Annotated in this window: 28 protein-coding genes and 1 pseudogene; 14 read left to right on the top strand and 15 right to left on the bottom strand. The window is 71.3% G+C overall.

The features are described from left to right. The first annotated feature begins 4 nt into the window (after positions 1 to 4). The 5 genes from QSU92_RS14570 (at position 5) to QSU92_RS14590 (ending at position 4629) form a co-directional block, all read left to right on the top strand. Entirely contained in the window at positions 5 to 901 is an 897-nt protein-coding gene (locus QSU92_RS14570) for an ADP-dependent NAD(P)H-hydrate dehydratase (protein WP_289262906.1), read from the top strand. A gap of 45 nt (positions 902 to 946) precedes the next feature. Further along, positions 947 to 2161 carry a glycosyltransferase 87 family protein gene (locus QSU92_RS14575; RefSeq protein WP_289262908.1) on the top strand — a complete coding sequence of 405 codons (1215 nt, stop codon included), beginning with the start codon at positions 947 to 949 and terminating at the stop codon, positions 2159 to 2161. A 21-nt stretch (positions 2162 to 2182) separates the two neighbouring features. Beyond that, on the top strand, positions 2183 to 2509 hold the full coding sequence (locus QSU92_RS14580) for a thiamine-binding protein (protein WP_289262910.1): 327 nt from the start codon (positions 2183 to 2185) through the stop codon (positions 2507 to 2509). Positions 2510 to 2596: 87 nt separating this feature from the next. Continuing rightward, on the top strand, positions 2597 to 3814 hold the full coding sequence (locus QSU92_RS14585) for an MFS transporter (protein ID WP_289262912.1): 1218 nt from the start codon (positions 2597 to 2599) through the stop codon (positions 3812 to 3814). Between the two features lie 23 nt (positions 3815 to 3837). Beyond that, a complete protein-coding gene (locus tag QSU92_RS14590; RefSeq protein ID WP_289262913.1) occupies positions 3838 to 4629 on the top strand; it encodes an NUDIX hydrolase in 792 nt (263 codons plus the stop codon). A 122-nt stretch (positions 4630 to 4751) separates the two neighbouring features. Here the strand turns inward: QSU92_RS14590 and metX are convergent, their stop codons facing one another. Further along, positions 4752 to 5957, bottom strand: a complete 1206-nt coding sequence (metX, locus tag QSU92_RS14595; protein ID WP_289262915.1) for a homoserine O-acetyltransferase MetX — start codon at positions 5955 to 5957, stop codon at positions 4752 to 4754. A gap of 78 nt (positions 5958 to 6035) precedes the next feature. On the opposite strand from metX, the gene QSU92_RS14600 reads away from it, so the two are divergent. Together QSU92_RS14600 and QSU92_RS14605 are read left to right on the top strand one after the other, a co-directional pair. Next, on the top strand, positions 6036 to 7232 hold the full coding sequence (locus QSU92_RS14600) for a sensor histidine kinase (RefSeq protein ID WP_289262917.1): 1197 nt from the start codon (positions 6036 to 6038) through the stop codon (positions 7230 to 7232). Between the two features lie 18 nt (positions 7233 to 7250). Continuing rightward, on the top strand, positions 7251 to 7949 hold the full coding sequence (locus tag QSU92_RS14605) for an SDR family oxidoreductase (RefSeq protein ID WP_289262919.1): 699 nt from the start codon (positions 7251 to 7253) through the stop codon (positions 7947 to 7949). A 269-nt stretch (positions 7950 to 8218) separates the two neighbouring features. Here QSU92_RS14605 and QSU92_RS14610 read toward each other — a convergent pair whose 3' ends face one another. Then, positions 8219 to 9541: a bifunctional o-acetylhomoserine/o-acetylserine sulfhydrylase gene (locus tag QSU92_RS14610; protein WP_289262921.1), complete on the bottom strand. Its 1323-nt coding sequence runs from the start codon at positions 9539 to 9541 to the stop codon at positions 8219 to 8221. A 159-nt stretch (positions 9542 to 9700) separates the two neighbouring features. On the opposite strand from QSU92_RS14610, the gene QSU92_RS14615 reads away from it, so the two are divergent. Genes QSU92_RS14615 through QSU92_RS14625 form a run of 3 tightly spaced genes read left to right on the top strand, consistent with a single transcriptional unit; the run spans position 9701 to position 11844 of the window. Next, positions 9701 to 10522 (top strand): SDR family oxidoreductase, encoded by an 822-nt coding sequence (locus tag QSU92_RS14615; RefSeq protein ID WP_289262923.1) that lies wholly within the window; start codon positions 9701 to 9703, stop codon positions 10520 to 10522. Further along, positions 10522 to 11220 (top strand): uracil-DNA glycosylase, encoded by a 699-nt coding sequence (locus QSU92_RS14620; RefSeq protein WP_289265920.1) that lies wholly within the window; start codon positions 10522 to 10524, stop codon positions 11218 to 11220. The genes QSU92_RS14615 and QSU92_RS14620 overlap by 1 nt, the downstream gene beginning before the upstream one ends. A gap of 9 nt (positions 11221 to 11229) precedes the next feature. Further along, positions 11230 to 11844 carry a GNAT family N-acetyltransferase gene (locus QSU92_RS14625; RefSeq protein ID WP_289262925.1) on the top strand — a complete coding sequence of 205 codons (615 nt, stop codon included), beginning with the start codon at positions 11230 to 11232 and terminating at the stop codon, positions 11842 to 11844. On the opposite strand, the gene QSU92_RS14630 is transcribed toward QSU92_RS14625, so the two are convergent. The 8 genes and pseudogenes from QSU92_RS14630 to QSU92_RS14665 all read right to left on the bottom strand — a co-directional run bounded on the left by QSU92_RS14630 (position 11845) and on the right by QSU92_RS14665 (position 19297). Beyond that, a complete protein-coding gene (locus tag QSU92_RS14630; RefSeq protein WP_289262927.1) occupies positions 11845 to 12168 on the bottom strand; it encodes a protealysin inhibitor emfourin in 324 nt (107 codons plus the stop codon). It abuts the gene before it with no gap. A gap of 34 nt (positions 12169 to 12202) precedes the next feature. Next, positions 12203 to 13255 (bottom strand): M4 family metallopeptidase, encoded by a 1053-nt coding sequence (locus QSU92_RS14635; protein WP_289262929.1) that lies wholly within the window; start codon positions 13253 to 13255, stop codon positions 12203 to 12205. Positions 13256 to 13265: 10 nt separating this feature from the next. Beyond that, on the bottom strand, positions 13266 to 14090 hold the full coding sequence (locus tag QSU92_RS14640) for an ABC transporter ATP-binding protein (protein ID WP_289262931.1): 825 nt from the start codon (positions 14088 to 14090) through the stop codon (positions 13266 to 13268). Beyond that, positions 14087 to 14878, bottom strand: a complete 792-nt coding sequence (locus QSU92_RS14645; protein ID WP_289262933.1) for an ABC transporter ATP-binding protein — start codon at positions 14876 to 14878, stop codon at positions 14087 to 14089. The genes QSU92_RS14640 and QSU92_RS14645 overlap by 4 nt, the downstream gene beginning before the upstream one ends. Then, the gene (locus QSU92_RS14650) at positions 14875 to 15753 is read right to left on the bottom strand and encodes an ABC transporter permease (RefSeq protein WP_289262935.1); all 879 of its coding nucleotides are present in this window, start codon (positions 15751 to 15753) and stop codon (positions 14875 to 14877) included. Before QSU92_RS14650 ends, QSU92_RS14645 begins: the two co-directional genes overlap by 4 nt. After that, positions 15750 to 16699 (bottom strand): annotated as a pseudogene (locus QSU92_RS14655) (ABC transporter permease). Before QSU92_RS14655 ends, QSU92_RS14650 begins: the two are co-directional and overlap by 4 nt. Continuing rightward, positions 16696 to 18201, bottom strand: a complete 1506-nt coding sequence (locus tag QSU92_RS14660; protein ID WP_289262936.1) for an ABC transporter substrate-binding protein — start codon at positions 18199 to 18201, stop codon at positions 16696 to 16698. Before QSU92_RS14660 ends, QSU92_RS14655 begins: the two are co-directional and overlap by 4 nt. Before the next feature lie 133 nt (positions 18202 to 18334). After that, complete coding sequence (locus QSU92_RS14665) at positions 18335 to 19297, bottom strand: alpha/beta fold hydrolase (RefSeq protein WP_289262937.1); 963 nt, start codon at positions 19295 to 19297, stop codon at positions 18335 to 18337. A gap of 51 nt (positions 19298 to 19348) precedes the next feature. Here QSU92_RS14665 and QSU92_RS14670 point away from each other — a divergent pair, with 51 nt between their 5' ends. The 3 genes from QSU92_RS14670 to QSU92_RS14680 are packed head-to-tail and all read left to right on the top strand — an operon-like array spanning position 19349 to position 21126. Next, the gene (locus QSU92_RS14670; protein ID WP_289262939.1) at positions 19349 to 19834 is read left to right on the top strand and encodes a carboxymuconolactone decarboxylase family protein; all 486 of its coding nucleotides are present in this window, start codon (positions 19349 to 19351) and stop codon (positions 19832 to 19834) included. After that, positions 19831 to 20616, top strand: a complete 786-nt coding sequence (locus QSU92_RS14675; protein ID WP_289262941.1) for a tyrosine-protein phosphatase — start codon at positions 19831 to 19833, stop codon at positions 20614 to 20616. The genes QSU92_RS14670 and QSU92_RS14675 overlap by 4 nt, the downstream gene beginning before the upstream one ends. Before the next feature lie 33 nt (positions 20617 to 20649). Continuing rightward, on the top strand, positions 20650 to 21126 hold the full coding sequence (locus QSU92_RS14680; protein WP_289262943.1) for an SIP domain-containing protein: 477 nt from the start codon (positions 20650 to 20652) through the stop codon (positions 21124 to 21126). Here the strand turns inward: QSU92_RS14680 and QSU92_RS14685 are convergent. The 5 genes from QSU92_RS14685 to QSU92_RS14705 form a co-directional block, all read right to left on the bottom strand. Further along, positions 21110 to 21535: a Fe-S oxidoreductase gene (locus QSU92_RS14685; protein WP_289262944.1), complete on the bottom strand. Its 426-nt coding sequence runs from the start codon at positions 21533 to 21535 to the stop codon at positions 21110 to 21112. The two genes, QSU92_RS14680 and QSU92_RS14685, sit on opposite strands and share 17 nt — an antisense overlap. Beyond that, positions 21532 to 22344, bottom strand: coding sequence for an arginase family protein (locus QSU92_RS14690; protein WP_289262946.1), 813 nt, complete (start codon positions 22342 to 22344; stop codon positions 21532 to 21534). Before QSU92_RS14690 ends, QSU92_RS14685 begins: the two co-directional genes overlap by 4 nt. Positions 22345 to 22409: 65 nt before the next feature. Beyond that, positions 22410 to 23162 carry a PspA/IM30 family protein gene (locus tag QSU92_RS14695; RefSeq protein ID WP_289265921.1) on the bottom strand — a complete coding sequence of 251 codons (753 nt, stop codon included), beginning with the start codon at positions 23160 to 23162 and terminating at the stop codon, positions 22410 to 22412. A 91-nt stretch (positions 23163 to 23253) separates the two neighbouring features. Next, entirely contained in the window at positions 23254 to 24240 is a 987-nt protein-coding gene (locus QSU92_RS14700) for a coiled-coil domain-containing protein (RefSeq protein ID WP_289262950.1), read from the bottom strand. A gap of 97 nt (positions 24241 to 24337) precedes the next feature. Continuing rightward, on the bottom strand, positions 24338 to 25249 hold the full coding sequence (locus tag QSU92_RS14705) for a TPM domain-containing protein (RefSeq protein WP_289262952.1): 912 nt from the start codon (positions 25247 to 25249) through the stop codon (positions 24338 to 24340). A 140-nt stretch (positions 25250 to 25389) separates the two neighbouring features. Between QSU92_RS14705 and QSU92_RS14710 the strand changes: the two genes are divergently transcribed. Next, the gene (locus QSU92_RS14710) at positions 25390 to 26235 is read left to right on the top strand and encodes a DUF3097 family protein (RefSeq protein ID WP_289262954.1); all 846 of its coding nucleotides are present in this window, start codon (positions 25390 to 25392) and stop codon (positions 26233 to 26235) included. Positions 26236 to 26246: the final 11 nt, after the last annotated feature.

Below are 26246 nucleotides of genomic sequence, written 5' to 3' on the forward strand. Positions count from 1 at the left end.
CGGGATGAGCACCTGGGATCTGTCCACCACCGCGGCCGAGCTGCATGCCCCGACCGATACCGATGACAAGTACCGGCGGGGCGTCCTCGGCATCCGCACCGGCTCGGAGCAGTATCCCGGCGCCGCGGTGCTCGGCGTCGAAGCGGCGTGGCGGACGGGCGTCGGCATGGTCCGCTACCTCGGCCCCGACCGGCCCACCGCGCTCGTCCTGCACCGCCGCCCCGAGACGGTCACCTCCGGAGGGCGGGTTCAGGCTTGGCTGATCGGGTCGGGAACGGATGCCGCACAGCGACCGCCGGGAGAGGCCGCGGCGTTGCGTGCCATCCTCTCCCGACCCGAACCGGTCGTCGTCGACGCCGGCGCGCTCGACCTCGTCGCCGACGGGGCGCGGGAGGGCGGCGTGAGGATCCTCACCCCGCACGACCGTGAGCACGACCGGCTGCGCGAGGGGCTCGGTCTGGCTCCCCTGGGCCCCGACGCGGGCGACCTGCGGGTCGAGGCGGCGGTGGAGACCGCCCGCCGCTCGGGCGCGATCGTGGTGCTGAAGGGCGCGCGCACGGTCGTCGCCGAACCGGACGGCTGGCACGCTCTCGTCGCCCAGGAGGGGACGGCATGGCTCGCGACCGCCGGCACCGGCGACGTGCTGGCAGGGGTGCTCGGGGCGGTCGTGGCGGGTGCGGCGGCCCGGGAGGAGCGTTCGGAAACCAACGGGGATGCCGCTGACCCAGATCTCGCGCCGTGGGCACGGCGTGCCGCGGCCGGCGTCTGGGTCCATCAGCGCGCCGGTGTCCGTGCGGCCGAGCGCGCGGCGGACGGGGCGGGGCGGGGCGGCGGTCCGGTCACGGCGCTCGATGTGGCCGCGGCTCTTCCCTCCGTCGTCGCTGAAGCGCTCGGCGGCTGACTCGGCCCTCGGGTGGGTGATCCCTCGCCCGCCTAGGATGAGCGCGTGTCGAAACGGGCAGTGCTGTGGATCGCGTTCGTGCTGGTGCACGTCGCGGTGGGGGTGCTCGGCTTCCTCCAGCCCAATCAGCCCATGGGCGATGTCAACCTCGTCTACGAGCCGTGGGCGAACCGTGCCGTCGCGGGTGCCGGTGTCGTCGGGGTCACCGAGAACTGGGTGTACCCCGCCCTCGCTCTCGTGCCCCTCATGCTCGCGCACGTGCTCGCGCCGGTCTTCGGCTCCTACCTCGTGGCCTGGGCCGTGCTGGTGACGGTCGTCGACGCGGCGGCGTTCCGGGTGCTGGTCGGTCGGGGCCGGTCGCAGGGACGTGTGGTTGCGGCGGTCTTCTGGTTGGTGTTCATCGCCGCGCTCGGGCCCGTGGGGATGTACCGCCTGGATGCGATCACCGTGCCTCTCGCCGTCGCCGGGTGTCTGTGGCTGCTGACGAGACCCGCCGTGGCCGCGGCGCTGCTGGCGGCGGCCACTTGGATCAAGGTCTGGCCGGCGGCGCTCCTCCTCGCCGCCGTCGTCACCGTCCGTCGCCGCCTCGCCGTGATCGGGTCCGCCGCCGCGGTGTCGGCGATCGTGGCGGGGATCATCGTCGCGGTGGGCGGGGCGCGACACCTGTTCGGCTTCGTCTTCGACCAGACCGAACGCGGCCTGCAGGTCGAGGCGCCCGTCAGCGCCTATTGGCTGTGGCGCGCCGTCGCCGGCTTCCCCGACTCCCGCGTGTACTACGACGACGACCTGCTCACCTGGCAGGTGTCCGGCCCCGGCGCTCCCGTCGTCGGCGGGGCGATGACGGCCGTCCTCGTCGCGGCGGTCGCTGTGGTGACGGTCATCGGAGTGACGCGGGTGCGCCGCGGCATCCCCTTCCTCCGCGTGTTCCCCGCGCTCGCCTCGAGTCTCGTCCTGCTCCTGATCGTCACCAATAAGGTCGGTTCGCCCCAGTACCTCACGTGGATCATCGCGCCATTCGTGGTCGGGCTGGTGCTCGACCGTGAGCGCTGGTGGTCGCCGGCCTGCCTCGCGCTGGTGTCCGCCGCCCTGACCCAGCTGGTCTACCCGATCTGGTACGGCAGACTGCTCGGGGGTGACCCGCTTGCGGCCGGTGCCCTGACGCTGCGCAACGCCCTGCTCATCGCACTGCTGGTGTGGAGCGTCGTCCTGCTCGTGCGCACGCCGCGCGCCGCGCGCGCGCCGGTGCACGCGCTGATCTGATCCGCCACCGAGAGGAACCCCATGCTCGTCGCTTTCTCCGTCGCTCCGAGCGGCACCGGCCGCTCCGACGGCTCCGTCCACGATGCCGTCGCCGCCGCTGTCCGTGTGGTGCGCAGCTCCGGGCTGCCGCACCGCACCACCTCGATGTTCACCGAGATCGAAGGGGAGTGGGATGAGGTGATGGACGTCGTCAAGCGCGCGACCGAGGCCGTCCTGCCCTTCGGCTCGCGGGTCTCCCTCGTGCTGAAGGCCGACATCCGTCCGGGCCGGACCGGCGAGATCGAGGCGAAGATCGAGCGTCTCGAGCGTGCGCTGCAGGACGACGGGTCATCCGACACGGACGACTGACGGTCGGGTGGACGTCGCAGCGCGGCATCCTCCACGGGGGAGTCGAATCGATTCGACACGTCCTTCAGACGGACGTAGCATGCGAGAGTGACCTCCTCGACTCTCTCGAGGGGGGCGGCGACGTGGGCGCTCCTCTCCCTCGCCGTCGGCAGCTTCGGCATCGGCATGACTGAGTTCGTCGTGATGGGACTGCTTCCCGAGATCGCCGCCGACCTGCTGCCTGCGCTGTCGGTGGCCGATCCCGATGCCGCCATCGCGCAGACCGGGTGGCTGATCTCGCTGTATGCGCTCGGCGTGGTCGTCGGCGCCCCGACGATCGCCGCGGTGGTGGCGAAGTACCCGCGTCACCGGGTGATGCTGGGTCTCGCGCTGGCGCTGACGGCATTCAATGCCCTGACCTTCGTCCTCCCGACCTTCGAGCTCGTGGCGGCCTCGCGGTTCCTCGCGGGCCTGCCGCACGGGGCGTACTTCGGAATCGGCGCGCTCGTCGCCGCCGAGGTGCTCGGCCCCGGCAAGCGTGCGAAGGGCGTGGCGGTCGTGCTCACGGGTCTGACGGTCGCCAACGTCGTCGGGGTGCCCCTCGGCACCTTCCTCGGCCAGCAGGTGGGGTGGCGGGCGGCGTTCGTCGTCGTCGCCGCCGTCTTCGCCCTCGCCGCCTTCTGCATCGCGTCGTTCGTGCCCGCGCACGACGGTGACGCCGCTCGGACGTTCCGTGCCGAGCTGCGGGTCTTCCGCATCCGCCAGGTGTGGCTCACGCTCGCGGTGGGCGCGATCGGATTCGGCGGATTCTTCGCGGTGTACAGCTACATCGCCCCGCTCGTCACCGATGTCGCGGGTTCGCCGGGGTGGGTCGTGCCGATCGTGCTGGTCGTGATGGGCCTCGGAATGACGGTAGGCAACGTCCTCGGGGGCGTCCTGGCCGACATCGATCTGCACCGGACCCTCCTCGGAGGATTCGTGGCCCTCGCGCTCGTGCAGACCCTTCTCGCGCTGTCCGCTCAGACCCTGTGGGCCCTGGCGGTGTTCATCTTCGCCACGGGGCTGGTCTCGGCGTGCGTGAGCCCGGCCATACAGACCCGGCTGATGGATGTCGCAGGCGACAACCAATCGATCGCGGCGGCCCTGAACCACTCCGCCTTGAACATGGGCAACAGCCTCGGCGCTCTCCTGGGCGGGGCGGTCATCGCGGTCGGCTGGGGCTTCGTCGCGCCGGCGTGGGTCGGGGTCGCGCTCGCGCTCGCCGGTCTCGGCCTCGCGATCGTGAGCATCGCGACCGATCGGCAGCGTCACCCGATCTCCGTCTGAGCGGTCCGATTTAGGCTGGGCGGGTGGCTGCCGTCAACCCGCCCGAACATCCTCGGCCGGTCGACCGCGCCCGGCAGGTGCTCGCCGGAGTGCTCGCGGAGGCGCGTGAGCGCCTGCCGCACGACGGTGAGGATCCCTCGGTCCCGGTCGCCGGGACGGTCGTGCTGCTGCGCGACGGCGAGCGAGGACCGGAGGTGCTTCTGCTGGAGCGGCCCGACCGCGGCTCGTTCGCCGGTGCCTGGGTCTTTCCCGGCGGCAAGCGCGAGGACGCGGATGCTGCGGAGGACGGGTCGGAGGAGGGGGCGGCGCGCCGCGCGGCGGTGCGTGAGACGTTCGAGGAGGCCGGGCTCGTCGTCGACCTTGACAGCCTCTGGGCGCTGTCGTGCTGGGATCCACCCCCGGGCCTGCCGCTGCGGATCCGCACGTGGTTCTTCGTCGCCCGTGCGGGGGACGGGTCGCTCGCGCTCTCGGCCGACGAGGCCGTGGACGCGCGCTGGCTGAGACCCGAAGACGTGCTCGAGCGGCACGCCGGGGGCGAGGTCACCCTGTACCCGCCGACGTGGGTCACTCTCCACACCCTGGCCGGAAAGCGCGACGTCGACGCGCTCGTCGCGATGCTGCGACGCAAGGGCTTCCGACGCTACGAGACGATCGCGCGCCAGGGCCCCGCGGGCCCGCTGCTGCTCTGGCAGGAGGATGCGGAGTATCGGCTCGATGGGGGTGAGAGCGACCGCGCCGCCGATCCGGCCCGCCACCGGTTGGAGATCGGCGAGCTCCCCTGGATCTACACCGCCCCCGATCCCGCCTCCGGGTAGCATTCCCGGATGCCAACGACCCTCCCGCGCCACGACCCCTCCGCCGAGGGAGTCGACCCCCGCGGCGTCCTTCCCGGGTGCGGACGGGTTCAGCCTGAAGCTCGAGGGCGCTGGGCCGCCGCTCAGGCCGAGAGGAGCCGCCGGAGGTGGATCCCGACGGCGTCGGTCTCGATGAGGAACCCGTCGTGGCCGAAATCGCTGACGAGCTCGACCGCGCGATCACCGTCGATGTGGTGCCGGAGCCCCCGCGCGATGCGGTGCTGTCCATCCACCGGGAAGAGGCGGTCGCTGTCGATGCCGAGCACCAGGGCCCGGGCGGTGACGCGCTCCAGCGCGCTCTCGACGCCGCCGCGGTCGCGGCCGATGTCGTGCGAGTTCATCGCCTCGACGAGGGTGAGATAGCTGTTGGCGTCGAAGCGGCGCGTGAACTTGTTGCCGTGGAAGTCGAGGTAGCTCTCCACCGCGAAGCGTCCGCCGTGCCCGAGCGGGCTCACGCCGGACTGCCACGACCGCTGGAACCGCTGGTTCAGCTCGGTGGGCGAGCGGTAGTTCAGAAGCGCCATGCGCCGGGCGAGCGCGAGCCCCCGGTGCGGACCGTCTCCGTCCCCGGCGTCGTAGTACTCCCCGCCCTGGAAGCGGGGATCGATCCGTATCGCCTCGAGCTGCACCGAGTTCAGGGCCACCTGGTCGGCGGTCGTCACCGGTGGAGCCGACAGCACCGCCATCCGCTCCACCCGGTCGGGGTGCGAGACGGCCCACTCCAGCGCGTGCATGCCGCCCATCGACCCGCCGATCGCCGCGGCCCAGCTGTCGATGCCGAGGGCATCGGCGAGGCGCACCTGGGCGGCGACCTGATCGCGGACCGTGAGGTACGGGAAACGCGAAGCCCACTCGTAGCCGTCGGGCGCGACGCTTGCGGGGCCGGTCGAGCCCTGACATCCGCCCAGCATGTTCGGCGCGACCACGAACCAGCGGTCGGTGTCGACGGGCTTTCCGGGACCGACGATGTCGTTCCACCACCCGTCGGTCGGGTGTCCGGGGCCCGCCTCACCGGTGACATGGCTGTCGCCGGTGAGGGCGTGGAGGATGAGCACCGCGTTGTCGCGGGCCGGATCGAGCTCGCCCCAGGTCTCGAATGCGATACGGATGCCGGGAAGCTCGCGGCCGCCCTCGGTGCGGAACGCGCCGAAGGCGGCGAACTGGCGCGCCCCCGCGGGGTCGCCGTCACGCCAGGCGCCGGTCACGGGTGGGCGGCCGAGAAGCAGACGGGCATCGGCCTCCGTCACCGGCGCGCTCGGCACCGTGTCCTCGGAGGTCTGCCAGTCCATGCCTGCCATTCTCTCCGCTGGTAGCGCTGACCAGCGCCGTGTTACGGCCCCGGCTATTGTGGGGCCGGGGGGACGGACGTGAACACAGCACAGGACGTGAGGCGCCGCGAGGTGATCGCTCAGTACGGTGTCGTCGGTGAGCCCCCCGAGCCCGACCTCGAGGGTCTGGTGGAGCTGGCCGCAACCATCTCGGGCGTGCCGACCGCGGTGATCAACATCATCGACGACCGGCACCAGCATCAGATCGCCGCCGTGGGGATCTCTCCCGCCGTCTGCGCCCGGGAGGACTCGATGTGCGCGGTCGTCTTCGAGGGCTCTCAGCGGGTGGTCGTCCGCGACGCCCGGCGCGATGAGCGGTTCGCTGCGAATCCCTTCGTCACCGGTGACATCGCACGCATCAGGTTCTACGCCTCGAGCCCGCTGGTGACGCCGGGGGGAGTTCCGATCGGCACGCTGTGCGTCTTCGACGACGACCCGGGCCTGCTCACCGACGAACAGGGTCACGCGCTCGACGTCCTCGCCCATCAGGTGGTCGACGTGCTGGAGCTGCGCAGACTCGCACGTGAGCTCAAGCGATCCAACGAGGCGCTCGAGGGTTTCGCCCGCCAGGTCAGCCACGACCTGCGCAACCCCCTCACCGCGATCAGCGGCTTCCTCGAACTCGCCGTCGACAGCCCCGAGCTCGCCGACGCACCGGTCGCGGCCCGCGCGATCGAGAGGGCGGAGGCCGCGGCGCACCGCATGTCGGGCATGCTGGACGACCTGCTCGCCTTCGCGCGCGTGGGTGGTGTGCCCCCCACGACGGTGGGGGTCGATGTCGCCGATCTCCTCGGGGAGATCCAGGATGATCTGCACTCCGCCCTCAGCCAGAGCGGAGCCCGCATCGATGTCACCGCTTCGACGGACATCGAAGGAGACCGCACGATGCTCCGCGTCCTGGTGGAGAATCTCGTCGCCAACGCCGTGAAGTTCGCAAGCGCAGCCGGCGGGAGGCCCCACGTCGACGTCCGCGTCGAGCAGACGTCGTCCGGCGTCCGGCTGATCGTCGACGACGACGGTCCCGGCATCCCGGTGGAGGAACGGGAACGGGTCTTCGGGCTGATGGAGCGAGGTCGAAACGCCCCGGCGCCCGGCCTGGGGATCGGCCTGGCCACCTGCCGGCGCATCGCCGAGGCGCACGGCGGTCAGATCGGCATCAGCGATTCCCCGCTCGGTGGCGCCCGGGTCTGGGTGACCCTCCCCGGATCTCGCCGATCCGAGCCCGTCCCCGCCTGAGCGCACGATGATGGGAGCATGGCGCGCTTCCTCCTCATCGCCGCATCCAGCGGCATCGGCCAGGCCACCGCGAAGACCCTCCGCGAGAGCGGGCACGAGGTCATCACGACCGCCCGCGGTGATGACTCCATCTCTCCCGACCACGTCGTGGACGCCACCGACTTCGCTGCCGTCGACGAGGTGTTCGCCGCAGCGGGGGAGCTCGACGGAGTCGCCTGCTTCGCCGGGTCGCTGCTGCTCAAGCCGGCGCATCTGACGACGGCCGACGAGTACGACGAGGTCATCGCCGCGTCTCTCACGACCGCGTTCGCGACCGTGCGGGGAGCCGGCAAGCACCTCAAGCGCGGGGGATCGGTCGTGCTCGTGTCATCCGCGGCGGCTCTGCACGGCACGGCCAATCACGAGGCCATCGCCGCCGCGAAGTCGGGGGTGATCGGCCTGGCCCTGTCAGCCGCCGCGACCTACGCGCCGCGCAACCTGCGGGTGAATGCGGTCGCCCCGGGACTGACCGAGACGTCGCTGACCGCATCGCTGACCGAGACCGACGGGGCGCGCAAGGTGTCGGAGGCGATGCACGCCCTCGGGCGCCTGGGGAAGCCCGAGGATGTCGCACGGGCAGTGGCCTTCCTCCTCGACCCCGCGAACGACTGGATCACCGGGCAGGTGCTGGCCGTCGACGGGGGCCTGGCGCGGGTGCGCCCGCGCATGAAGGTCTGACGCCGGCGCCGGTCGCGCGCACACTGCGCGGCCGCCGGCGTGCGGGCCCAATTCGCCCGAGCGGAGATCTGCGCTCGCGCGGGCGCGCGGGCGGATCGGTCCGCGGGAGCGTGGATCTCCGCGGGAGCGAGGAAGGCCGTTCCGAAAGAGGAGACGGATGCCGCGGGGCGGCGTCGTGCCTCGATGGCGCGCCGCGCTCCCCGCGACCCAGACGCGGGGCGCCCCGCGAACCCTGGTCGAGCTCGCGGGGCGCCCCGGGGTCGCGCAGGTCAGGCGCGTGCGGCCTCCGACACCCGGCGGGCGGCGGCGAGCGCCTGCTCGAGGTCGGCCTTGAGGTCGTCGACGTTCTCGATCCCCACCGACAGGCGCACGAGCCCGGGGGTGACCCCCGCGGTGAGCTGCTGCTCGGGCGTGAGCTGCGAGTGGGTGGTCGAGGCGGGGTGGATGACGAGCGAGCGCACGTCGCCGATGTTGGCCAGGTGGCTGAAGAGCGACAGCGAGTTGACGAACTCGCGGCCCGCATCCACACCGCCCTTGAGCTCGAAGGACAGCACCGCGCCCACGCCCTTCGGGGCGTAGCGGTTCGCGGCGGCGTACCAGGGCGAGGTGGGAAGACCCGAGTAGTTCACCGAGGCCACGTCGGGCTGGTTCTCCAGCCACTCCGCGATCTCCTGGGCGTTCTGCACGTGCCGCTCGATCCGCAGCGACAGCGTCTCGATGCCCTGCAGCAGCAGCCACGCGCTGTTCGGGGAGATGGATGCGCCGAGGTCGCGCAGCAGCTGCACGCGGGCCTTGATGATGTAGGCCAGGCCGTCACCCACCGCCGCGGTGTAGCTCGCGCCGTGGTACGACGGGTCGGGCTCGGTGAACCCCGGGAACCGGTCGACGTTCTTGGACCACTCGAACGATCCGCCGTCGACGATCACGCCGCCGATAACGGTGCCGTGACCGCCGAGGAACTTCGTCGCCGAGTGCAGCACGATGTCGGCGCCGTGCTCGAACGGGCGGATGAGGTACGGGGTGGCGATGGTGTTGTCGACGATCAGCGGCACCCCGGCCTCGTGCGCCACGTCGGCGACGGTGCGGATGTCGAGCACGTTGATCTTGGGGTTGCCGATCGTCTCGGCGAAGAACGCCTTGGTGTTCGGCCGCACCGCCCGACGCCACTCCTCGGCGTCATCCTGGTTCTCGACGAAGGTCACCTCGATGCCGAGCTTGGCCAGGGTGTACTTGAACAGGTTGTACGTGCCGCCGTAGATCGAGCTCGACGACACGAAGTGATCACCCGCCTGGGCGAGGTTCAGGATCGCGAAGGTCTCGGCGGCCTGGCCGCTGGAGACCAGCAGGGCGCCGGTGCCGCCCTCGAGCGCCGCGATGCGCTGCTCGACGACATCCTGCGTGGGGTTCTGGATCCGGGTGTAGATGTTGCCGAACTCCGCCAGTGCGAAGAGGTTCGCGGCGTGATCGGTGTTGTCGAACACGTAGGACGTGGTCTGGTAGATGGGCGTCGCGCGGGCCTTCGTCACCGGGTCGGGCTGGGCGCCCGAGTGGATCTGCTTGGTCTCGAAACGCCAGTTCTCGGGTGCGGACATGGGCTGCTCCTACCGGTCGATGGGTGTCGCGGCGGGTTCCGCGACCTCTCCGAGGGTACGGAAGGCCGCTCCCGCCGACAATGCGGGGGAAATGTGACGTAATGCGGGCGCGCGCGGGCCGCGCGCCCGCCGCCGGGTGCGGCTTGTAGCGTGAGGAGTATGACCGATGCCACGACGACGGATGCTGCAGATCGACCGACCGCGAAGCGTGCGGTGGTGACCGGGGCGAGCTCGGGAATCGGGGAGGCGACGGCGCGGAAGCTCCGCGCACTCGGGTGGGACGTCGTCGCCGTGGCGCGGCGCGCGGAGCGGCTCGCGGCACTGGAGAACGAGATCGGCGTGGTCGCCTTCGCCGCCGACCTCACCGCCGAAGCCGATGTCGAGGCGCTCGCCGAGTGGCTGTCGGAGACCGGGCCGGTCGATGCGCTCGTCAACGTCGCCGGGGGGGCACGCGGCACCGACCGCGTCGAGGACGGCGACCCCGACGACTGGCAGTGGATGTTCGAGGTCAATGTGCTCGCCACGCAGCGTCTCACCGCCGCCGTGCTGCCGCTGCTGCGCCGCACGGCGGCGGGCCGGGCGACCCACGCCGACGTGGTCTTCGTCACCTCGACCGCCGCGCAGATCGCCTATGCCGGCGGCGCCGGGTACAACGCCGCGAAGGCGGGGCAGTCGATGATCGCGCACGCGCTGCGCCTGGAGGTCAACGGCGAGCCGCTCCGGGTCATCGAGATCGCGCCGGGCATGGTGCAGACCGAGGAGTTCACGCTCAATCGCCTCGGGGGTGATCGCGCCGCGGCCGACCGCGTCTATGAGGACGTCCAGGCACCGCTCACCGCCGACGACGTCGCCGACGTCATCGGTTACGCGCTGTCCGCGCCCGGGCACGTCAACCTCGACCTCGTCACGATGCGACCGGTCGCGCAGTCGGCGCAGCACCTCCTGGCCCGCGGGCCCCTCCACGTCCGCACCGCCGGATGATGGCGCGTTCGCTCGACGAACTGGCCACCGCGGGTCTCCTGGATGCCGGGTGGGCGGCCGCCCTCGGCCCCGTCGCCCCTGACATCGCCGCCCTCGGCGAGCGGCTGCGGGCCGAGACCGCCGCGGGCCATCACTACCTCCCGGCAGGGGAGCGGGTGCTGCGGGCCTTCTCCCGTCCGATCGACGACGTGAAGGTGCTCATCGTCGGACAGGATCCCTACCCGACGCCCGGTCATCCGATCGGTCTCTCCTTCGCCGTCGATCCTCGCGTGCGACCGCTGCCGCGGAGTCTGGCGAACATCTACAGCGAGCTGAGGGACGACCTCGGCATCGATCCGGTCGCCCACGGCGACCTGTCGGCGTGGAGCGACCAGGGCGTCATGCTGCTGAACCGCGTACTCACCGTCCGCCCCGGCGAGCCCGGCTCCCATCGCGGCTGGGGATGGGAACGCGTCACCGAACACGCCATCCGCGTCCTCGCGGCCCGAGACCGACCCCTGGTGGCGGTCCTCTGGGGACGGGATGCCGCGACCCTCCGTCCACTCCTCGGCGACACCGCCGTCATCTCCTCGGCGCACCCGTCGCCTCTCTCGGCCAGCCGGGGCTTCTTCGGCTCGCGGCCGTTCTCACGCGCGAACGAGATGCTCGGTGCCCAGGGCGCTGCGCCGGTCGACTGGCGCCTCCCCGCCGCCGCGTAGGCTGTCGCCATGCTGGAGGAGGAGTACGAGACGGCGCGGCGCCGGATCCCCCGTCATCTTCGTCGCAGACCCGAGCCGGAGCGCCCGTTCTCCTTCGAGGTACGCCCGGTCGCGGACCGGGACATCCCTGACATCCGTGAGATCTACAACTACTACGTGACCAACTCGGTGGTGACCTTCGACGAGAAGAAGTGGACCCTTGCGCAGTGGCGCGACAAAGTCGCCTACCTGAACAAACTCGGGTTGCCGTTCCTCGTCGCCGAATCACCCTCGGGCCAGGTGCTCGGGTACGCGTACGTGCAGCCGATGTCGAGCAAGACCGCTTACCGATACTCGGTGGAGAACTCCATCTACCTCGGACAGGCCGCTACCGGGAAGGGGCTCGGACGGGCGCTCCTCACGGCGCTCATCGCCGCCTGCGAGCAGGCCGGGATCCGCGAGATGGTGGCCGTGATCAGTGACAAGGGCGCTGAAGCCTCGATCGCCCTCCACGAGAAGCTCGGGTTCGAGGAGGTCGGCCGCATGGGCCGGGTCGGCTTCAAATTCGGCCGGTGGCTCGGGACGGTGTATCTGCAGAAGTCGCTGAAGCCGGCGAAGAAGCGGCGTTCGCTCTTGCGTCGGTGATCAGCCCGGACGACCGTGCTCGCGCACCCGCTCCACGAGGGTCTGCCAGGGGCCTTGCAGATCCGCGTCGCCGAACTCGGCCTCCCGGTCGGCGCCGTGCGAGGTGGCGTGCACGCGCCAGCGGAACCGATCAGCACCCCGCGTCGCGCGTGGCGCCACGTCCCAGGGACAGGCGTCGATGAGCGGAAGCCAGGATGAGGCGTCGTCGCCCTCGACCTCCGCGCGCCATCGACGGGGAATTCCGGTTATACCGCCCGTGCGTTCCACCAGGATCACCACGATCGCCTTCGCACTCCGATCGCCGTCGTCCCTCTGTCCGTCCATCCCCGTCCACGATGCTCTCTCGGGGCCGCAGCGCCTAACCGGCGAGGTCGACCCCGACACCCGCCCAGGCGGCGCGGACGGCCGCTGCTTCTTCGGATGATTCACCGTACTCCGACTGGGCGGTGGACACTGTCGCCGCGGCGAACTCGGAGAAGTCGGCGGTCGGAGAGAGGCTGCCCGACGTCAGGGTCAGGTACCACACCCGCCCCGCGCGTTCCCAGGCGTACCCGCCCAGCGCGGTGGCGACGAGGTGGAATGCCCGGTTGGGGATGCCGGAGTTAATGTGCACGCCGCCGTTGTCGTCGACGGTCACCACGTAGTCGTCCATGTGCCCGGGCTGCGGGTCGCGACCGAGGATGTCGTCGTCGTAGGCGGTGCCCGGCGCCGCCAGCGAGCGCAGAGCGCGTCCCTGCACCGCGGGGGTGAAGATCCCCTCGCCGACCAGCCAGCTCGCCTCTTCGGTGGTCTGGCCGAGGTGGTGCTGCTCCACCAGCACCCCGAAGACGTCGGCGATCGACTCGTTCAGCGCGCCGGACTGGTCCTGGTAGTCCAGACCCCCGGCGGCCTCGATGACGCCGTGCGCGAGTTCGTGGGCGATGACGGTGAGGGAGCCGGTGAACCCGGTGAACACCTCGCCGTCACCGTCGCCGAAGACCATGCGCTCGCCGTTCCAGAAGGCGTTGTCGTAGTCGCGGCCGTAGTGCACGGTCGCCAGCAGCGGGCCGCCCCGCCCATCGATGCCGTTGCGGGTGAAGGCATCCCAGAACGCATCGAAGGTGATGCCGAGCCCGGCGAATGCCTCGTCCACGGCGGCGTCGCCGGTGTCGGGATCGTCTTCGCCGCGTACGCGGCGACCGGGGAGCACCTCGCGCTGCTCGGCATCCGAGATCGTCCGATCGGGCGCGGGTGTGGTCTCGGCGGTGATCGTGCCGTCGTCGTCGATGGAGAGTCGAAGCCTTCTCCGGGTGATGCGGTACGGCGGGGTGGCCTGCAGGGTGGCGCGCGCCGCAGCGGCCGCGTGGGCGAATGTCGCCTCGTTCACGGAGGCGATCCGGGCGAGAAGATACGGAGGGATGATCGCGCGCATGGCGACCACGCTAACGTCCGCCTCCGACACAGGGGCGGGTCGCCGGGGGATCGATCGTGGGCACCGACGCCAGCAGGCGCCGCGTGTAGGCCACCTGTGGTTGCTGGAGCACCTTTTCGGTGGGCCCCTCCTCGACGATGCGGCCGTCCTTCATCACGACCACCTCGTCGCAGATGCTCTGCACGACGCCGATGTCGTGAGAGACCATCACGAGCGTGAGGTCCTCCTGACGGCGGAGATCGGCCAGCAGGGCGAGGATCTGCGCGCGGACGGTGACATCGAGCGCCGAGAGCGGCTCGTCGCCGACGAGCAGGCGCGGGCGGTGCACGAGCGCCCGGGCCAGAGCGATCCGCTGGCGCTGGCCGCCGGAGAACTCGTGCGGGAACCGCTCGGCCATCGCGGCCTCGAGCCCGACCTGCTCCAGCACCTCGCCCACCCGTGCCCGTCGGTCGCCCTCGATCCCGAGGGCCCAGAGGGGTTCTCCGACGATGCGCCCCACGCTCATCCGCGGGTCGAGGGAGGCGTAGGGGTCCTGGAACACCACGCCGGTCAGGCGCCGGAGCCAGTGCAGCGAGCGTGCGGACGCCGTGGCGTCGACGGCGCGCCCGTCGACCTCGACCGTGCCCGAGGTGGGGGCATCGAGCCCGAGGAGGATCCGCACGAGAGTGGACTTCCCCGACCCCGACTCGCCGATGATGCCCAGCGCGCTCCCGGCGCTGACGTCGACGTCGGCGTCCTCGAGAGCGGTCGTGTACGTCCGCCGCTCGAACAGGGTGGTCTTCGGCAGCGCGTGACGGCGGGTGAGGCGCCGGGCGCTCACCAGGATGTCGCTCACGGCGTCCTCCCCTCGGGGCGCCAGAGCGTCGCGGTGGCATCGCGCAGGAGTCCGCGGGTCACGGGCGAGGCGGGGTTGCGCAGGATCGTGGCCACCGGGCCCGCCTCCACGATCCTCCCGTCCTCGAGGACCACGGCGTCGGTGGCGACCTGGGACAGCACGGCGAGGTCGTGGGTGATGAAGATCAGCGACATCCCGTCGTCCGAGACGAGCGTGCGAAGAAGATCGAGGATCTCGGCCTGGATCGTCACGTCCAGCGCCGTGGTGGGTTCGTCCGCGATGAGCAGGCGCGGTCGGCAGGCGAGAGCCATGGCGATCGCTACCCGCTGACGCTGGCCACCGGAGAGCTGGTGCGGGTAACGCGTCACGATGCGCTCTGGCTCGGGGAGGGCGACGCGTGCAACCTCGGCGACGGCTCGTGCCGCGGCATCCCTGCGGGTCGCCCGTTCGTGGATGCGCACCGCCTCGGCGATCTGGCGGCCGACCGTGCGGATCGGGTTCAGCGCCGAGCGCGGCTCCTGGAACACGATGCCGATCTCGTCGCCGCGGAGCTCTGCGAGCTCGCGATCGCGAAGACCGATGAGTTCGCGGCCGTTCCAGCGCACGCTCCCCGACGCGCTCGCGCCGTCGGGGAGGAGCCCGAGGATGGCCAGTGCCGTGAGCGACTTGCCCGACCCCGACTCGCCGATGAGCCCCACGCGCGCACCGTCGGGCACCTGGAACGAGATGCCGTCGACGACGCGTCGGCCGTCGATCTCGACGACGAGGTCCTTCACCGACAGGCTCATGCGACCACCTCGGGCACGTGTGTCCGTGCGCGGCGGGCGGAGCCCCCGCGGCGGGAGAGGGTCGGATCGGTCGCGTCGCGGATGCCGTCGCCCAGCAGGTTCAGCCCGAGCACCGTCAGGGTGATCGCGAGGCCCGGCCAGAGCACAGACAGCGGGTAGACGGTGAGGTACTGCTGAAGCTCAGCCAACAGCAGCCCCCACGACGGCTCCGTCGGGGGCGCCCCGAAGCCCAGATACGACAGCCCCGCCTCGGCGAGGACGGCCACGGCCATGCCCCACGACAGCTGCACGATGAACACCGGCGCGATGTTCGGCAGCAGGTGGCGGACGAGGTTCTGCGCGGCGGTGAGACCCGAGGCGCGGCCCGCGAGCACGAAGTCGCTCTGCAGCACCCGCCGGAGCTCGGGCCGGGTGACCCGGGCGATGTTCACTCCGAAACCGATCCCGACCGCCCAGATCACCACCCACAGCGAGCCGCCCCACACCGCCGAGATCATCATCGCGATGAGGAGCACGGGGAAGGCGATGAGGATGTCGACGGTGACCGCGACCGCTTCGCGCAGCCAGCGGCGGGTGAGCGCGCCGAGCGCGGCCAGGGCGAGACCCATGACGGTGGCGACCAGCCCCGCGCCGACGGCGACGACGACCGTCGTCCGCGAGCCGGCGATGAGGAGGCTGAGGATGTCACGTCCCGTGCCGTCGGTGCCGAGGACGTGGGGCCAGCCGGGCGATGCCCAGCGGTTCGGGATGTCGACCTGCTGGGGGTCGAAGGGCGTCCACACGAGCGAGATCACCGCGGTGACGAGGATCACCGCGACGACGACGAGACCGAAGCGGCCGGTCGACAGCGCCCACAGGCGTCGGAGGGCGCTCATGCGGCCTCCCGCTGACGTGGATCCAGAAGGCGGTGGACGATGTCGACGACGAATCCGATGAGGAGGACGAAACCGGTGAGTATCAGCAGCTCGCCCTGGACCATGGGGAGGTCTCGGCGGTCGACGTCCTCCACCAGCATCCGTCCGATCCCGGGCAGGCTGAACAGCTGCTCGATGATGACCGCCCCGACGACGATGCCGGCGACCTGGAGGCCGAGCACCGAGATCACCGAGAGGCCGACGTTGGGGAGGCCGTGTCGGATGAGCGCTGAGTTCCGGGTGAGACCCTTCGCCGCTGCGGTGCGGACATAGTCCTGTCCGATCGCCTGAAGCGTGGCGCTCCGGACGAAACGCAGCAGCATCGCGCCCTCGATGACGCCGATGGTGAGCGCGGGGAGGATGAGGGCCCGGAGCGCGTCGGCGGGCTGACTCCAGCCGCCCCGGGGGAATCCCTGGGCGGGGAGCCAGCCGAGCCACACCGCGAAGACCACGACGAGCATCATCCCCGCCCACACCACCGGCACGGCGGCGAGGGCCTGGGCTCCGACGCTCAGCGCCGTGCCGTCGGCTCGCCCGCGGCGCAGGGCCGCGAGGACCCCGAGGGGGATGCTGAAGACCAGGGCGAAGAGGAGGGACAGGATGCCGAGCGGCACCGTCACGCGGGCCTTCTCGGCGAGCTCGGTGGTGACGCCGGTGCCGGTGTAGAGCGAGGTGCCGAGGTCGCCGCGGAACACCCCGCCGATCCAGTCGGCGTACTGCGCCCACAGTGGGGCATTCAGCCCGAGGCTCTCCCGGATGGCCGCGACCTGCTCGGGGGTGCCGTTGGTGCCCGCGATCTGCTGCGCGACGTCGCCGGGGAGAACCCGCAGGGTGAGGAAGATCAGCGCGCTGGCCACGAACAGCCCCAGCAGCAGCAGGGCTCCCGGGTCAGCGCGTATCGGATCACTCGCTCTTGGTCAGCTCTGCGAGGTTGAGGCGGGCGTTGACGTTGTCCGCGGGCATCCCGTCGATGCCCGTTGCGACCGCGCTCACCCCGGCCCAGTTGTAGAGCCAGTCAGCAGCGGAGTCCTCGGCGACGATCCGAGCCGCCTCGGCGAGGAGGGCGTCGGCCTCGTCCTCGCTCGTGGCGCGCAGCGACTGGTCGTAGAGGTCCTGCACCTCGGGGTTGTCGTAGGTGAAGTAGTAGTCGGGGTTCGCCCAGTTCTCGAAGTCGCGGGGCTCGGCGTGGTTGACGTAGCTGAGCTCGTAGTCCTTGTTCGTGTACACGTCGTTGACCCAGACGCCGAAGTCGACGGCGTCGACCTCGAGGGTGATGCCGACCTCGTTGAGGTTCGACACCAGGATCTGCGGGATGGTCGTGCCGTAGAACGAGGGGATCGTGAGGGTCAGTTCCAGGTCGTCGACGCCGGCCTCCTCCAGCAGGGCGCGGGCGGCCTCGGGGTCGTACGGTGCGGTGTCGCTGAGGTCTTCGTAGCCGGGGTCGGGCTCGGGAATGGGGCCGTAGAGCGTCTGGCCGGCGCCGACCGCCTCGACGATGGCGTCGTGGTCGATGGCCTGACGGATCGCCTGGCGCACGCGCTGGTCGTCCAGCGGTGCCGCCGTGCTGTTCATCGCCAGCACGCTCTTGTCGGTGGCGGTGCCGAGCACCACGGTCCAGTCGCCGTTCTGCTCGATCTGCTCGGTGAGGTTGGGATCGAACCCGGTGAGCACGTCCACCTCGCCCGCGGCGGCGGCGTTCACGGCCGCCTGGTCCTCGGCGATGTACTGGAACACCACCTCGCCGACGCCGGCGGCCTCGCCCCAGTAGGCGTCGTTGCGCGTGAGCGTGATGCTCGCCCCCTGCTGCCACTCGTCGAGGACGAACGGACCGGTGCCATTGGCAGCGGTCTGGTAGTCGACGGTGTCGCCCTCCTTGAGGATGATCCCGGCGCGACCGGTGAGATTCCACAGCAGGCTCGAATCGGGCTCGGTGAGCGTGAGGGTCACCGTCTGCCCGTCGGCGGCGATCGATGCCACATTCGCCAGGCGAGAGGACTCCGCCCACTCCGGGGTGTCCTTCCGGGTCTGGAGCGACCACACGACATCCTGCGGGGTGAGTTCTTCACCGTCGTGGAAGGTGACGCCCTCTTCGACGGTGAAGGTGTAGGTCAGGCCGTCGTCCGAGACCTCCCAGTCACTCGCGAGCGCCGGCACGACCTCCTGGTCGGTGGTCCTGGATACCAGGCCCTGGTAGACGTTGTCGATGAGGACCTGGTCCAGGGCCGCGCCGGTCGTCTGGCGGATGTCGAGGTTTCCGGGCTCGAGCACCAGTCGGACCGCCACGGACGCGTCGGGATCGGGCTCGCCCGTCGTCGTCGGTGCCGGGTCGGCGGAGGAGGTGCAGCCGGCGAGCACGAGGGCGGATGCAGCGAAGAGGGCGGTGGCGGCCAGTGCCGTACGGCGAAGCATGTGATTCCTTTCGGGACGGCATCCGGGGGACGGGGATGCCGGCAGGCTCGTGCGAGCGAGCCGCGGTGCGGATACAGCCTAGGGAACCGTCGGGAGCCCTGCCGAACCCGCTACACCGAACGCAACAGAAGCGTTAATCCTTCCCAGCGACCCGTCGCACCTCCGAGGCGAGGGCGACGGGCGCGTCCTCCTGAAGATTGTGGCCGCCGGCGAGGGTGAGGACGGAGGCCGCGGGCACGCGCTCGCGGAACACATCGACGTCGGCGTTCGTGACGTAGCCGCGCTCGCCGCGGATCAGCTCCAGCGGGGCGCGCACGGCGGCGAGGTCTTCCCAACCCGCCTCGCCGAGCACCGCGGCCACGGCGTCGCTTCCCGCTGCCGCGCCGCGGTCGTCGGAGGGTCCGTCGCCCGCGGCGGATGCGGCGGCTGCGATGTGGGCGAAGTGGTGCTTCCACTCCACGCGCCCGTCGGCTCGGATGCGCGAGTTGAAGTAGACCCCGCGCGCGGCCTTCTCGCGCGTTCCGCCGCCGAGGCCGAACGCCATGGCCCTGTCGACGAGCTCGTCGCGGTCAGCCCAATCGGTGGGTCCGGAGAAGAACCGGCGGATCTCGGCGGCCCCGGCGTTCGGGTCGAGGCCCGGTGTGATGTCGATCACGACCAGGCGCTCGACGAGCTCGGGGCGGGTGGCGGCGACGGCGGCCGCGGTGAGACCGCCGAGCGACTGTCCGACGAGCACCTGCGGACGAGCGGTCCAGGCGGTCATCGCCGTGGCGACGTCGGGAGCCAGTACCCGTCCGACATAGGCGGCGTCATCCCGCCACGACGAATCGCCATGACCGGGCAGGTCGATCGCGAGGGCAGGAATCCCCAGGGCGATGACGGTGGTGTCCCAGGTGTGGGCGTTCAGGCCCGCGCCGTGGAGGAACGTCACCACGGGGCGGTCGCCGGGGGCATCGAACCACCAGCGCAGTCCGCTGACGACCCGACCGTCGGGAAGGTCGATCCGAAGGCGCTCACCGTGGGGGAGCGGGCCCGGCAGACCGGCGTCGGCGGCCTGGGCGGGGAGGAATGAGAACTCATCGGCGGGTTCGGTCACGCGGCCATTCTGCCTCAGGCCCGCTTACGGCCGCGCGGGTAGGCTGACGCCATGACCGCGGAACAGCGCGTACACCTGGCGAAGTCGGCTCCCCCCGCCTACACCTCGCTCGCGGGCCTGGCGAAGCAGGTCGGGGCGATCGCGGCCGAGGCCGGCATCGATGACCGCCTCAAGGAGATCGTGCAGATCCACGTCTCCCAGCTCAACGGCTGCGCATACTGTGTGCGCGTGCACGTGGAGAAGGGGCTGAAAGCGGGGCTCGATGCCGACGTCGTCGCACAGATCGCGACGTGGCGCGATTCGGGCGTCTTCTCCGAGCGCGAACGGGCAGGGCTGGAGCTGGCCGAGGCCTTCACCTTCATCCACGACGACGGGATCCCCGACGACGTCTACGACCGCGTCGGGGGCGTCCTGAGCGAGGCCGAGTACGTCGCCCTCAGCTGGATCCTCATCTCCATCAACGCCTTCAACCGCCTCGCCATCGCCGGGCGGTATCCGGTCGCGTCGCGGGAGACCAGCGCGGCGACCGCGCGATGACCTCGGGCGACCCGCACGTCCCCGGCAGCGTCAACCTCCGCGACACCGGGGGGCTCCCGGCCGGCCGCGGCAGGACGCGGTTCGGCGTCCTCTTCCGGTCGGGGAATCTCGCTCAGCTGCACGACGACGGGGTCTCAGCGATCGGTCGACTGGGTATCCGCACCATCGTCGACCTCCGCGCCCACGACGAGGTCGCGCACGCCCCGAGCCGAATCGACTCGCTGCCGGTCGCCACGGCCCATGTGCCGCTCTTCCTCGGCTCGGTGACCTCGTTCTTCTCGCAGGACATGAGCCTGTCCGACATGTACCGTTCGCTCGCCGAGGAATCGGGTGAGCAGATCGTGGCCGCGATCCGCGCCGTCCTCGGTGATCCCCCCGCCCTGGTCCACTGCACGGTGGGGAAGGATCGCACCGGGGTCACTGTCGCCATCGCGCTCGCCGCGGCGGGCGTCGACCGCGAGGCGATCATCGCCGACTACGCCCGCACCGAGGGGCTGCTGCCCGAGTGGCGCAACCGCGACATCGTGGCGCGGCTGAAGCAGCGGCATCCCGAAGCCGTTCATCTGGAGGAACTGGCCACCCGGTCTCCGGCGCCGGTGATGCGCGCGTTCCTCGACGACCTGGAGAAGCGGTACGGGTCGGCGGCCGGCTTCCTCCTGGCGCACGGGCTGACCGATCAGGAGGTGCAGCGGCTTCGCGGCGTGTTGGTGGAGGAGGATGGCACCGTCGCCGAGCGCGCCGCCGCCGCCGAGAAAGACCTCGCGTCGAACGATTCAGGTTAGGCAACCCTTCCTCGGCGGTATAGTGGTGGGGTCATGTCGAAGATCATCCCGTCGCTCACCGAGCACAACACCGCCGCGTGCCGTTCCTCGCGGCACACGCGTGTGCAGCATGTGATCGCCGCCGACGAATCGTCGTTGGTCGAGCTCGAGACGCTGCTGGCGACCCTCCCGCTGTGCTCGACCGGACGGGTATTCATCGAGATCCCCGACGACGCCTCCCGCAGCGACATCGCTGTTCCGCCGCGGATGGTGCTCACCTGGCTCGATCGCTCGCGCCGCAGCGGCGCACCCGGCACGGGGCGCGGCTGCGCCTCGGGCGAGGCTCTGTCCCGCGCGGTGATCGCGTGGGCCGACGAGATGCTCTGCGACGACGGCGACGCCACGCGCATTCATCTGCTGGGCGGCTACCTCGGGACCGTCGACATCGTCGAACACCTCACCGGGGTGCGCGGGATCGACCCCTCGCACATCTACACGCCGGCTCGCTACGGCCTCAGCTCCGCGCGCTGACGCGTCCGGGCCGGCGCGGAAGGTAGCGGCCGTCCTCCAGGCCCGCCTGGATCTCGAAGCGGTTGCGCAAAGGATCACGCCCCGCCAGCAGGTAGAGGACGGGCATGAGGAACCCGTACCGGCGCCACTGTCGCTTATGCACCGCCTCGTGCGTGAGGAGCGGGTCGTCGATCGTGCCCGTGCCGGTGAGGAAGCAGTCGCCGACGCACACTCCGCCGCGCGCGAAGGTCCACTTCGGCATGCCGCGGAAGACGAGCAGACCACCCCGGCGCTCGACCCTGCCGGTGCTCCACAGCGCGCCCCACACGCGGCCGAGGGCGCACCCGTAGAGGTACCCGAGGTAGCTGACCGGCGAGTCGAGAAGAACGGAAGGGATGAACCGGTCGGGGTCTGTGCGGTCGTCGCTCACGCCAACGCCCCGACGATGCGCAGGATCGCGCCGAGATCGTCGACGGCGACCTCGGGTTCGCTCGGGGAGAACTCGGTGAGTGTCGCTCCCGCGAGGGGGAGGCGGGCGCGCACGGCGCGGATCGTGCCGACGACCTGCTCCACGGTGGCTCCGAAGGGCACCGGATGACTCACCCCGCTGATCAGCCCTGGGTCGAGCACGTCGAGGTCGACGTGGATGTACACGCGGCTCGCCCCGGTCGCAGCCACCGCCTCGGCGACGGCTTCGGGGTCGGCGAGGGTTTCGGCGCCGAGGAGGGTGATCCCGGATGCCGGGGCGAAGTCCTCCTCCTCGGGGTCGAATTCGCGGGTTCCCGCGAGGATCACGCGATCCGCCGGCAGCGGCGGGTTCAGAGCCAGCCCCACGGGGGCGTCGCCGAGGAGCGCACGCACGACCATGCCGTGGAACGCGCCGCTCGGCGAGGTCGACGGCGTCTGCAGGTCGGCGTGAGCGTCGAGCCACAGGACGGTCACATCGGCGGTGTCGAGGGCAGCGAGGGAGGGGAGGGCGACCCCGCAGTCACCGCCGATCACGACCGCGGGCCCTTCGCCGTCGGCGACAGCGCGGGAGACAAGCTCGGCGATGCGGGTCAGCGAGCTGAATCTGCGCACTCCCGAGCCGAGCTCCTCGCCGGCCTCGGCGGGGACGTCGAGGATCGTCGTGGCGGCGCGCGGGAGGTCGCCGGCGATCGCCAGCGCCCCGTCGACCAGACGCATCGCCCGCGACGACGACGACCCCTGCCACTGCGGGACGACGATGAAGCGTGCCACGTCGACTCCTTTCGTGAGAACGGCGACGGGGGTGGGCGATCGTGCGCCCACCCCCGTCGATGCGATCAGACCGCGTCGGGGCTGGCCGGCAGAGCCTGCGGCGTCGAGCCCCCGGTCTTCAGCGCGGCCAGGCGCGCCTCGACCTCGGTGAGCTCACCGACGTCCTCCAGGGCGGTGAACTGGGCGTCCAGGCTCGAGGCGGCCAGTTCCTGCTTCCCCTGGGCGAGGGCCTCCTGACGGCGGACCTTGTCCTCGAACCGGCCGAGCTCGCTCGTGGGGTCGAGCACGTCGATCGAGCGGACCGCGTCGTGCACCTTCGTCTGGGCCTCGGCGACCTTCGCGCGCGACAGCAGCTCGGAGCGCTTGGACTTCAGCTGGTCCAGCTTCTGCTTCATACCGTTGAGGCCGTCCTTGAGCTTGTCGACGACCTCGGTCTGGGTGGCGATGGTCGGGGCAATCGCCCGAGCCTCGTTCTCCTCGCTGATCTGGCGCTGCAGCGCGATCTTGGCCAGATTGTCGAACTTGTCGGCGTCGACGGTGTTGCCCTGGGTCCGCAGCTCGTCGGCCTTCCGGCTGGCCGCGAGCGCCTTGTTGCCCCACTCGGCCGCCGCCTGCACGTCCTCCTGGTGGTCGCGCTCGAGCAGGCGCAGGTTGCCGATGGTCTCGGCGATCGCCGACTCCGCGTCGGCGATGGAATTGGTGTAGTCGCGCACCAGCTGATCGAGCATCTTCTGCGGATCCTCGGCCTGGTCGATGAGGGCGTTGATGTTCGCTCGCACGAGCGTGGAGATGCGACCGAAGATGGACTGCTTGGCCATCATGTTTCCTTCCTGTCGGTACGTGGGGTGAGCCGGAGCTCGGGGTCGAACGATGTCGGTGCCGGTGGTGGGTCCGGACGTGGGCGGCGGATCAGAAGCGGCCACCTCCGCGGCGCCCGCGGGTGCCGCCCCCTCCGAAGCTACCGGTGCGGAAGCCGCCGCCCGATCGACGTCCGCCGAAGGAGGCGGACCCGCCGGAGCGCCTCGAGGAACCGCCCCCTCCGCTGCGGAGGGAGTTGACGACGATACCGCCGAGGATCGCCCCGAGGATGTCGCTGCCGCCGCCTCCGGCGCGACCGCCGCCGAACATGCCGTCGCTGCCGTATCCGCCCCCGTCGAAGGCGCCGACGTCTCGTTGGGCCGTGGCCAGGGCCTCGTCGGCGAGGGCCTGGGCGCGCTGAGCCTCGGCCAGTGCGGCGCGCGGATCGGAGGTCTGGAGCTGCTCGGCGCGGACGGCGGCGGCGCCGGCCTCGGCGAGCCGGGTGCGTGCGTTCGCGCCCACCGCCCCGCGCCTGGTCATGATGTAGTCCTCGGCGGCGGCGACCCGGGCGCGAGCGCCGGCGAGGGTGCGGGAGAGCGCCTCGGTCAGCCGGTGCTGCTCGGCCTGGGCGTCGCGGATGCCCGCCACGAGTGCGTCCAGCTGCTGATCGGCGGCCTGGAGCCGCTGCAGTGTGGCGAATGGGTCACGGGGGCTCGCCGACAGTTCGTCGCGGGCGAGCCCGGTGACCTGCCGCGTGGCGGCGACGGCAGCAGCGACCTGTCCGTCGGGGTCGGGGAGCACCCCCGACGCGGCCGTCTCTCGCTCGAGCTCGGCGATGAGATCGGATGCCGCGGTCTCGGCGGCACTCAGATCGGTTGCCAGCTTCTCCACCGCGTTCTCGAGCACCTCGGCCTGATCGACCGCCTCCTCGGCGGCGCGGATCCCGACGGCGGCCTCGCCGCCGTCGCCGCCGTCCAGCGCAGTGCGTGCCTCGGCCAGCTGCTGCTCGGCGAACCCCAGACGCTGGCGCGCCTGATCGACGTTGTCGGCGACGGCGCTGAGGGCGGTGTCGCGGTAGGTCGTGCGCAGCTGCGACATCCGCTCCTCGGCATCGCCGAGCCGGGCGACCGCGCGCTCACGCTCACCCGCGACCCGGGTGAGCGCCTCGGGGGCGGTGCGCTCGAGCTCGCGCAGCTCATCGAAGTCTGCGGCCTTCTCGTCGAGCCCGGCGTTGGCGTTCTGGCAGAGCTGGAGGATGCGCTCGTTCCACTCGCGACGCTCGGCGTCGGTGTCGGCGATCTCGTCGTCGAGGCGCTGCTTGAGCGTGAAGGCCTCGGCGAGCCTGCGCCTTGGCGGTGTCGAGGGCGGCGACGAAGTCGGCGGTGGCGTCGTCGCCGAACTGCGCGCGGGCGAAGCCGAGCTCCTGCTCGCTCGTGCGGACGGCGTCGTCGGTGTCGACGAGCGCGGAGGAAGCCTGGCGTTCGAGGTCGGCGAGCGGCACCTGCGGGGCGTCTGCGGCGCCTGACCGCTGGCTGGGGCCGGCGGCGCGGCGGCGGCGCACGACGAGCCAGATGATGACCACGGCGGCGATTCCCACCAGCACGAGGACGAAGATCCATCCCGCTCCGGCGCCGGAGGTGGTGGCGGACTCGAAACCGGCGACCGTCGTCGTCACGGCACCCACCCAGTCTCCGTCGCGGAGGAAGGGTCGGATCTCTCCTTCGATGGCGGTCAGCTCGTCCGCCGACACCGGGCCAGCGCTGTCGGCGGAGATGTAGTACTCCCGCCCGTCGGTCGAGACCGCGAGCACGTACTGGTCGACGCCGAGGCCGTTGCGAGAGGCCACCTCGTCGGCCCACTGCTGGCTGTCCTCGGGGTTGGTGAACTCCGAGACGAACACGGCGTAGAGGTCGATGCCGGTCTGGTCGTACAGCTCGGCGAGCTGATCCTGGACGGCTGATTCCTGAGCCTGGTCGAGCACGTCCGACTCATCGACCACGTACCCGGCGCCCAGCTCCACCGGGTCGGTCGCCGAAGCGGCGGGCCCGACCGCCACGAGGATCATCGTCAGCGCCGCCGTGACCGCCGCCGCCCATCGCGCACGCATGGATCAGCCTCCCACCGTGAGTCTATGCAGGGGTGCTCACCGGACGGTAGGGAAACGTCCAGGCTCAGCCCAGGGGCGGGTCGCTGCAGCGCGCGGCGACGGCGCGCGGGTAAGGTCTTCTCCGCCTCGGAGGGGAGCAGATGGACGATCGATACGGTGGCGACGTGCTGTCGGCAGGCTGGCGCGAGCGCGGCCGTCCGGTGGTGGCGCGCGTGGCCGCGGAGCGCGACCTCGTCGTCGAAGTCGCCGACGACGGGTTCTGCGGAGCCGTGACCGGCGTCACCGGCGGACTGGTCGAACTCGAGGACCGCCTCGGGCGGCGGCGGGTGTTCCCCCTCGGCCCCGGGTTCCTCATCGACGGCGCCGACGTGATCCTCGACCCGCCGCGCCCCGCAGCGGCATCGGCGCCGCGGCGCACCGCATCGGGATCGTTCGCCGTCGCCGACGCGCGGGCCCGGACGGCCCGGGCGAGCCGCATCCTCGTCGAGGGACGACACGATGCCGAACTGGTCGAGAAGGTCTGGGGAGACGATCTGCGAGCCGAGGGCGTGGTGGTCGAGTACCTGGAAGGGGTCGACCACCTCGCCGATGTCCTCGACGCCGATCCGCCCCGTTCCGACCGCCGCTACGGCGTGCTCGTCGACCACCTCGTGCCGGGCTCGAAGGAGTCGCGACTGGCGGCCGCCGTCGTGGCGTCCCGCCACGGGCCCTTCCTGCGGATCGTGGGGCATCCCTTCGTCGACGTGTGGCAGTGCGTCACGCCTCGGGCGATGGGGATCACCGCGTGGCCCGAGGTGCCCCGGGACATCGAGTTCAAGGTCGGTGTCTGCCGGGCGCTCGGCTGGCCCGCGCGGGATCAGGTCGACATCGCCCGCGCCTGGCAGCGGATTCTCAGACGGGTGAGCTCGTACCGTGACCTCGAACCGGCGCTTCTCGGGCGTGTGGAGGAGCTCATCGATTTCGTGACCGAACCCGGCGCCGCATGAGGGGTCGGTAG

Origin of the sequence: Microbacterium sp. ET2 (assembly GCF_030347395.1) — a bacterium.
Taxonomy (GTDB): Bacteria; Actinomycetota; Actinomycetes; order Actinomycetales; family Microbacteriaceae; genus Microbacterium; species Microbacterium albipurpureum.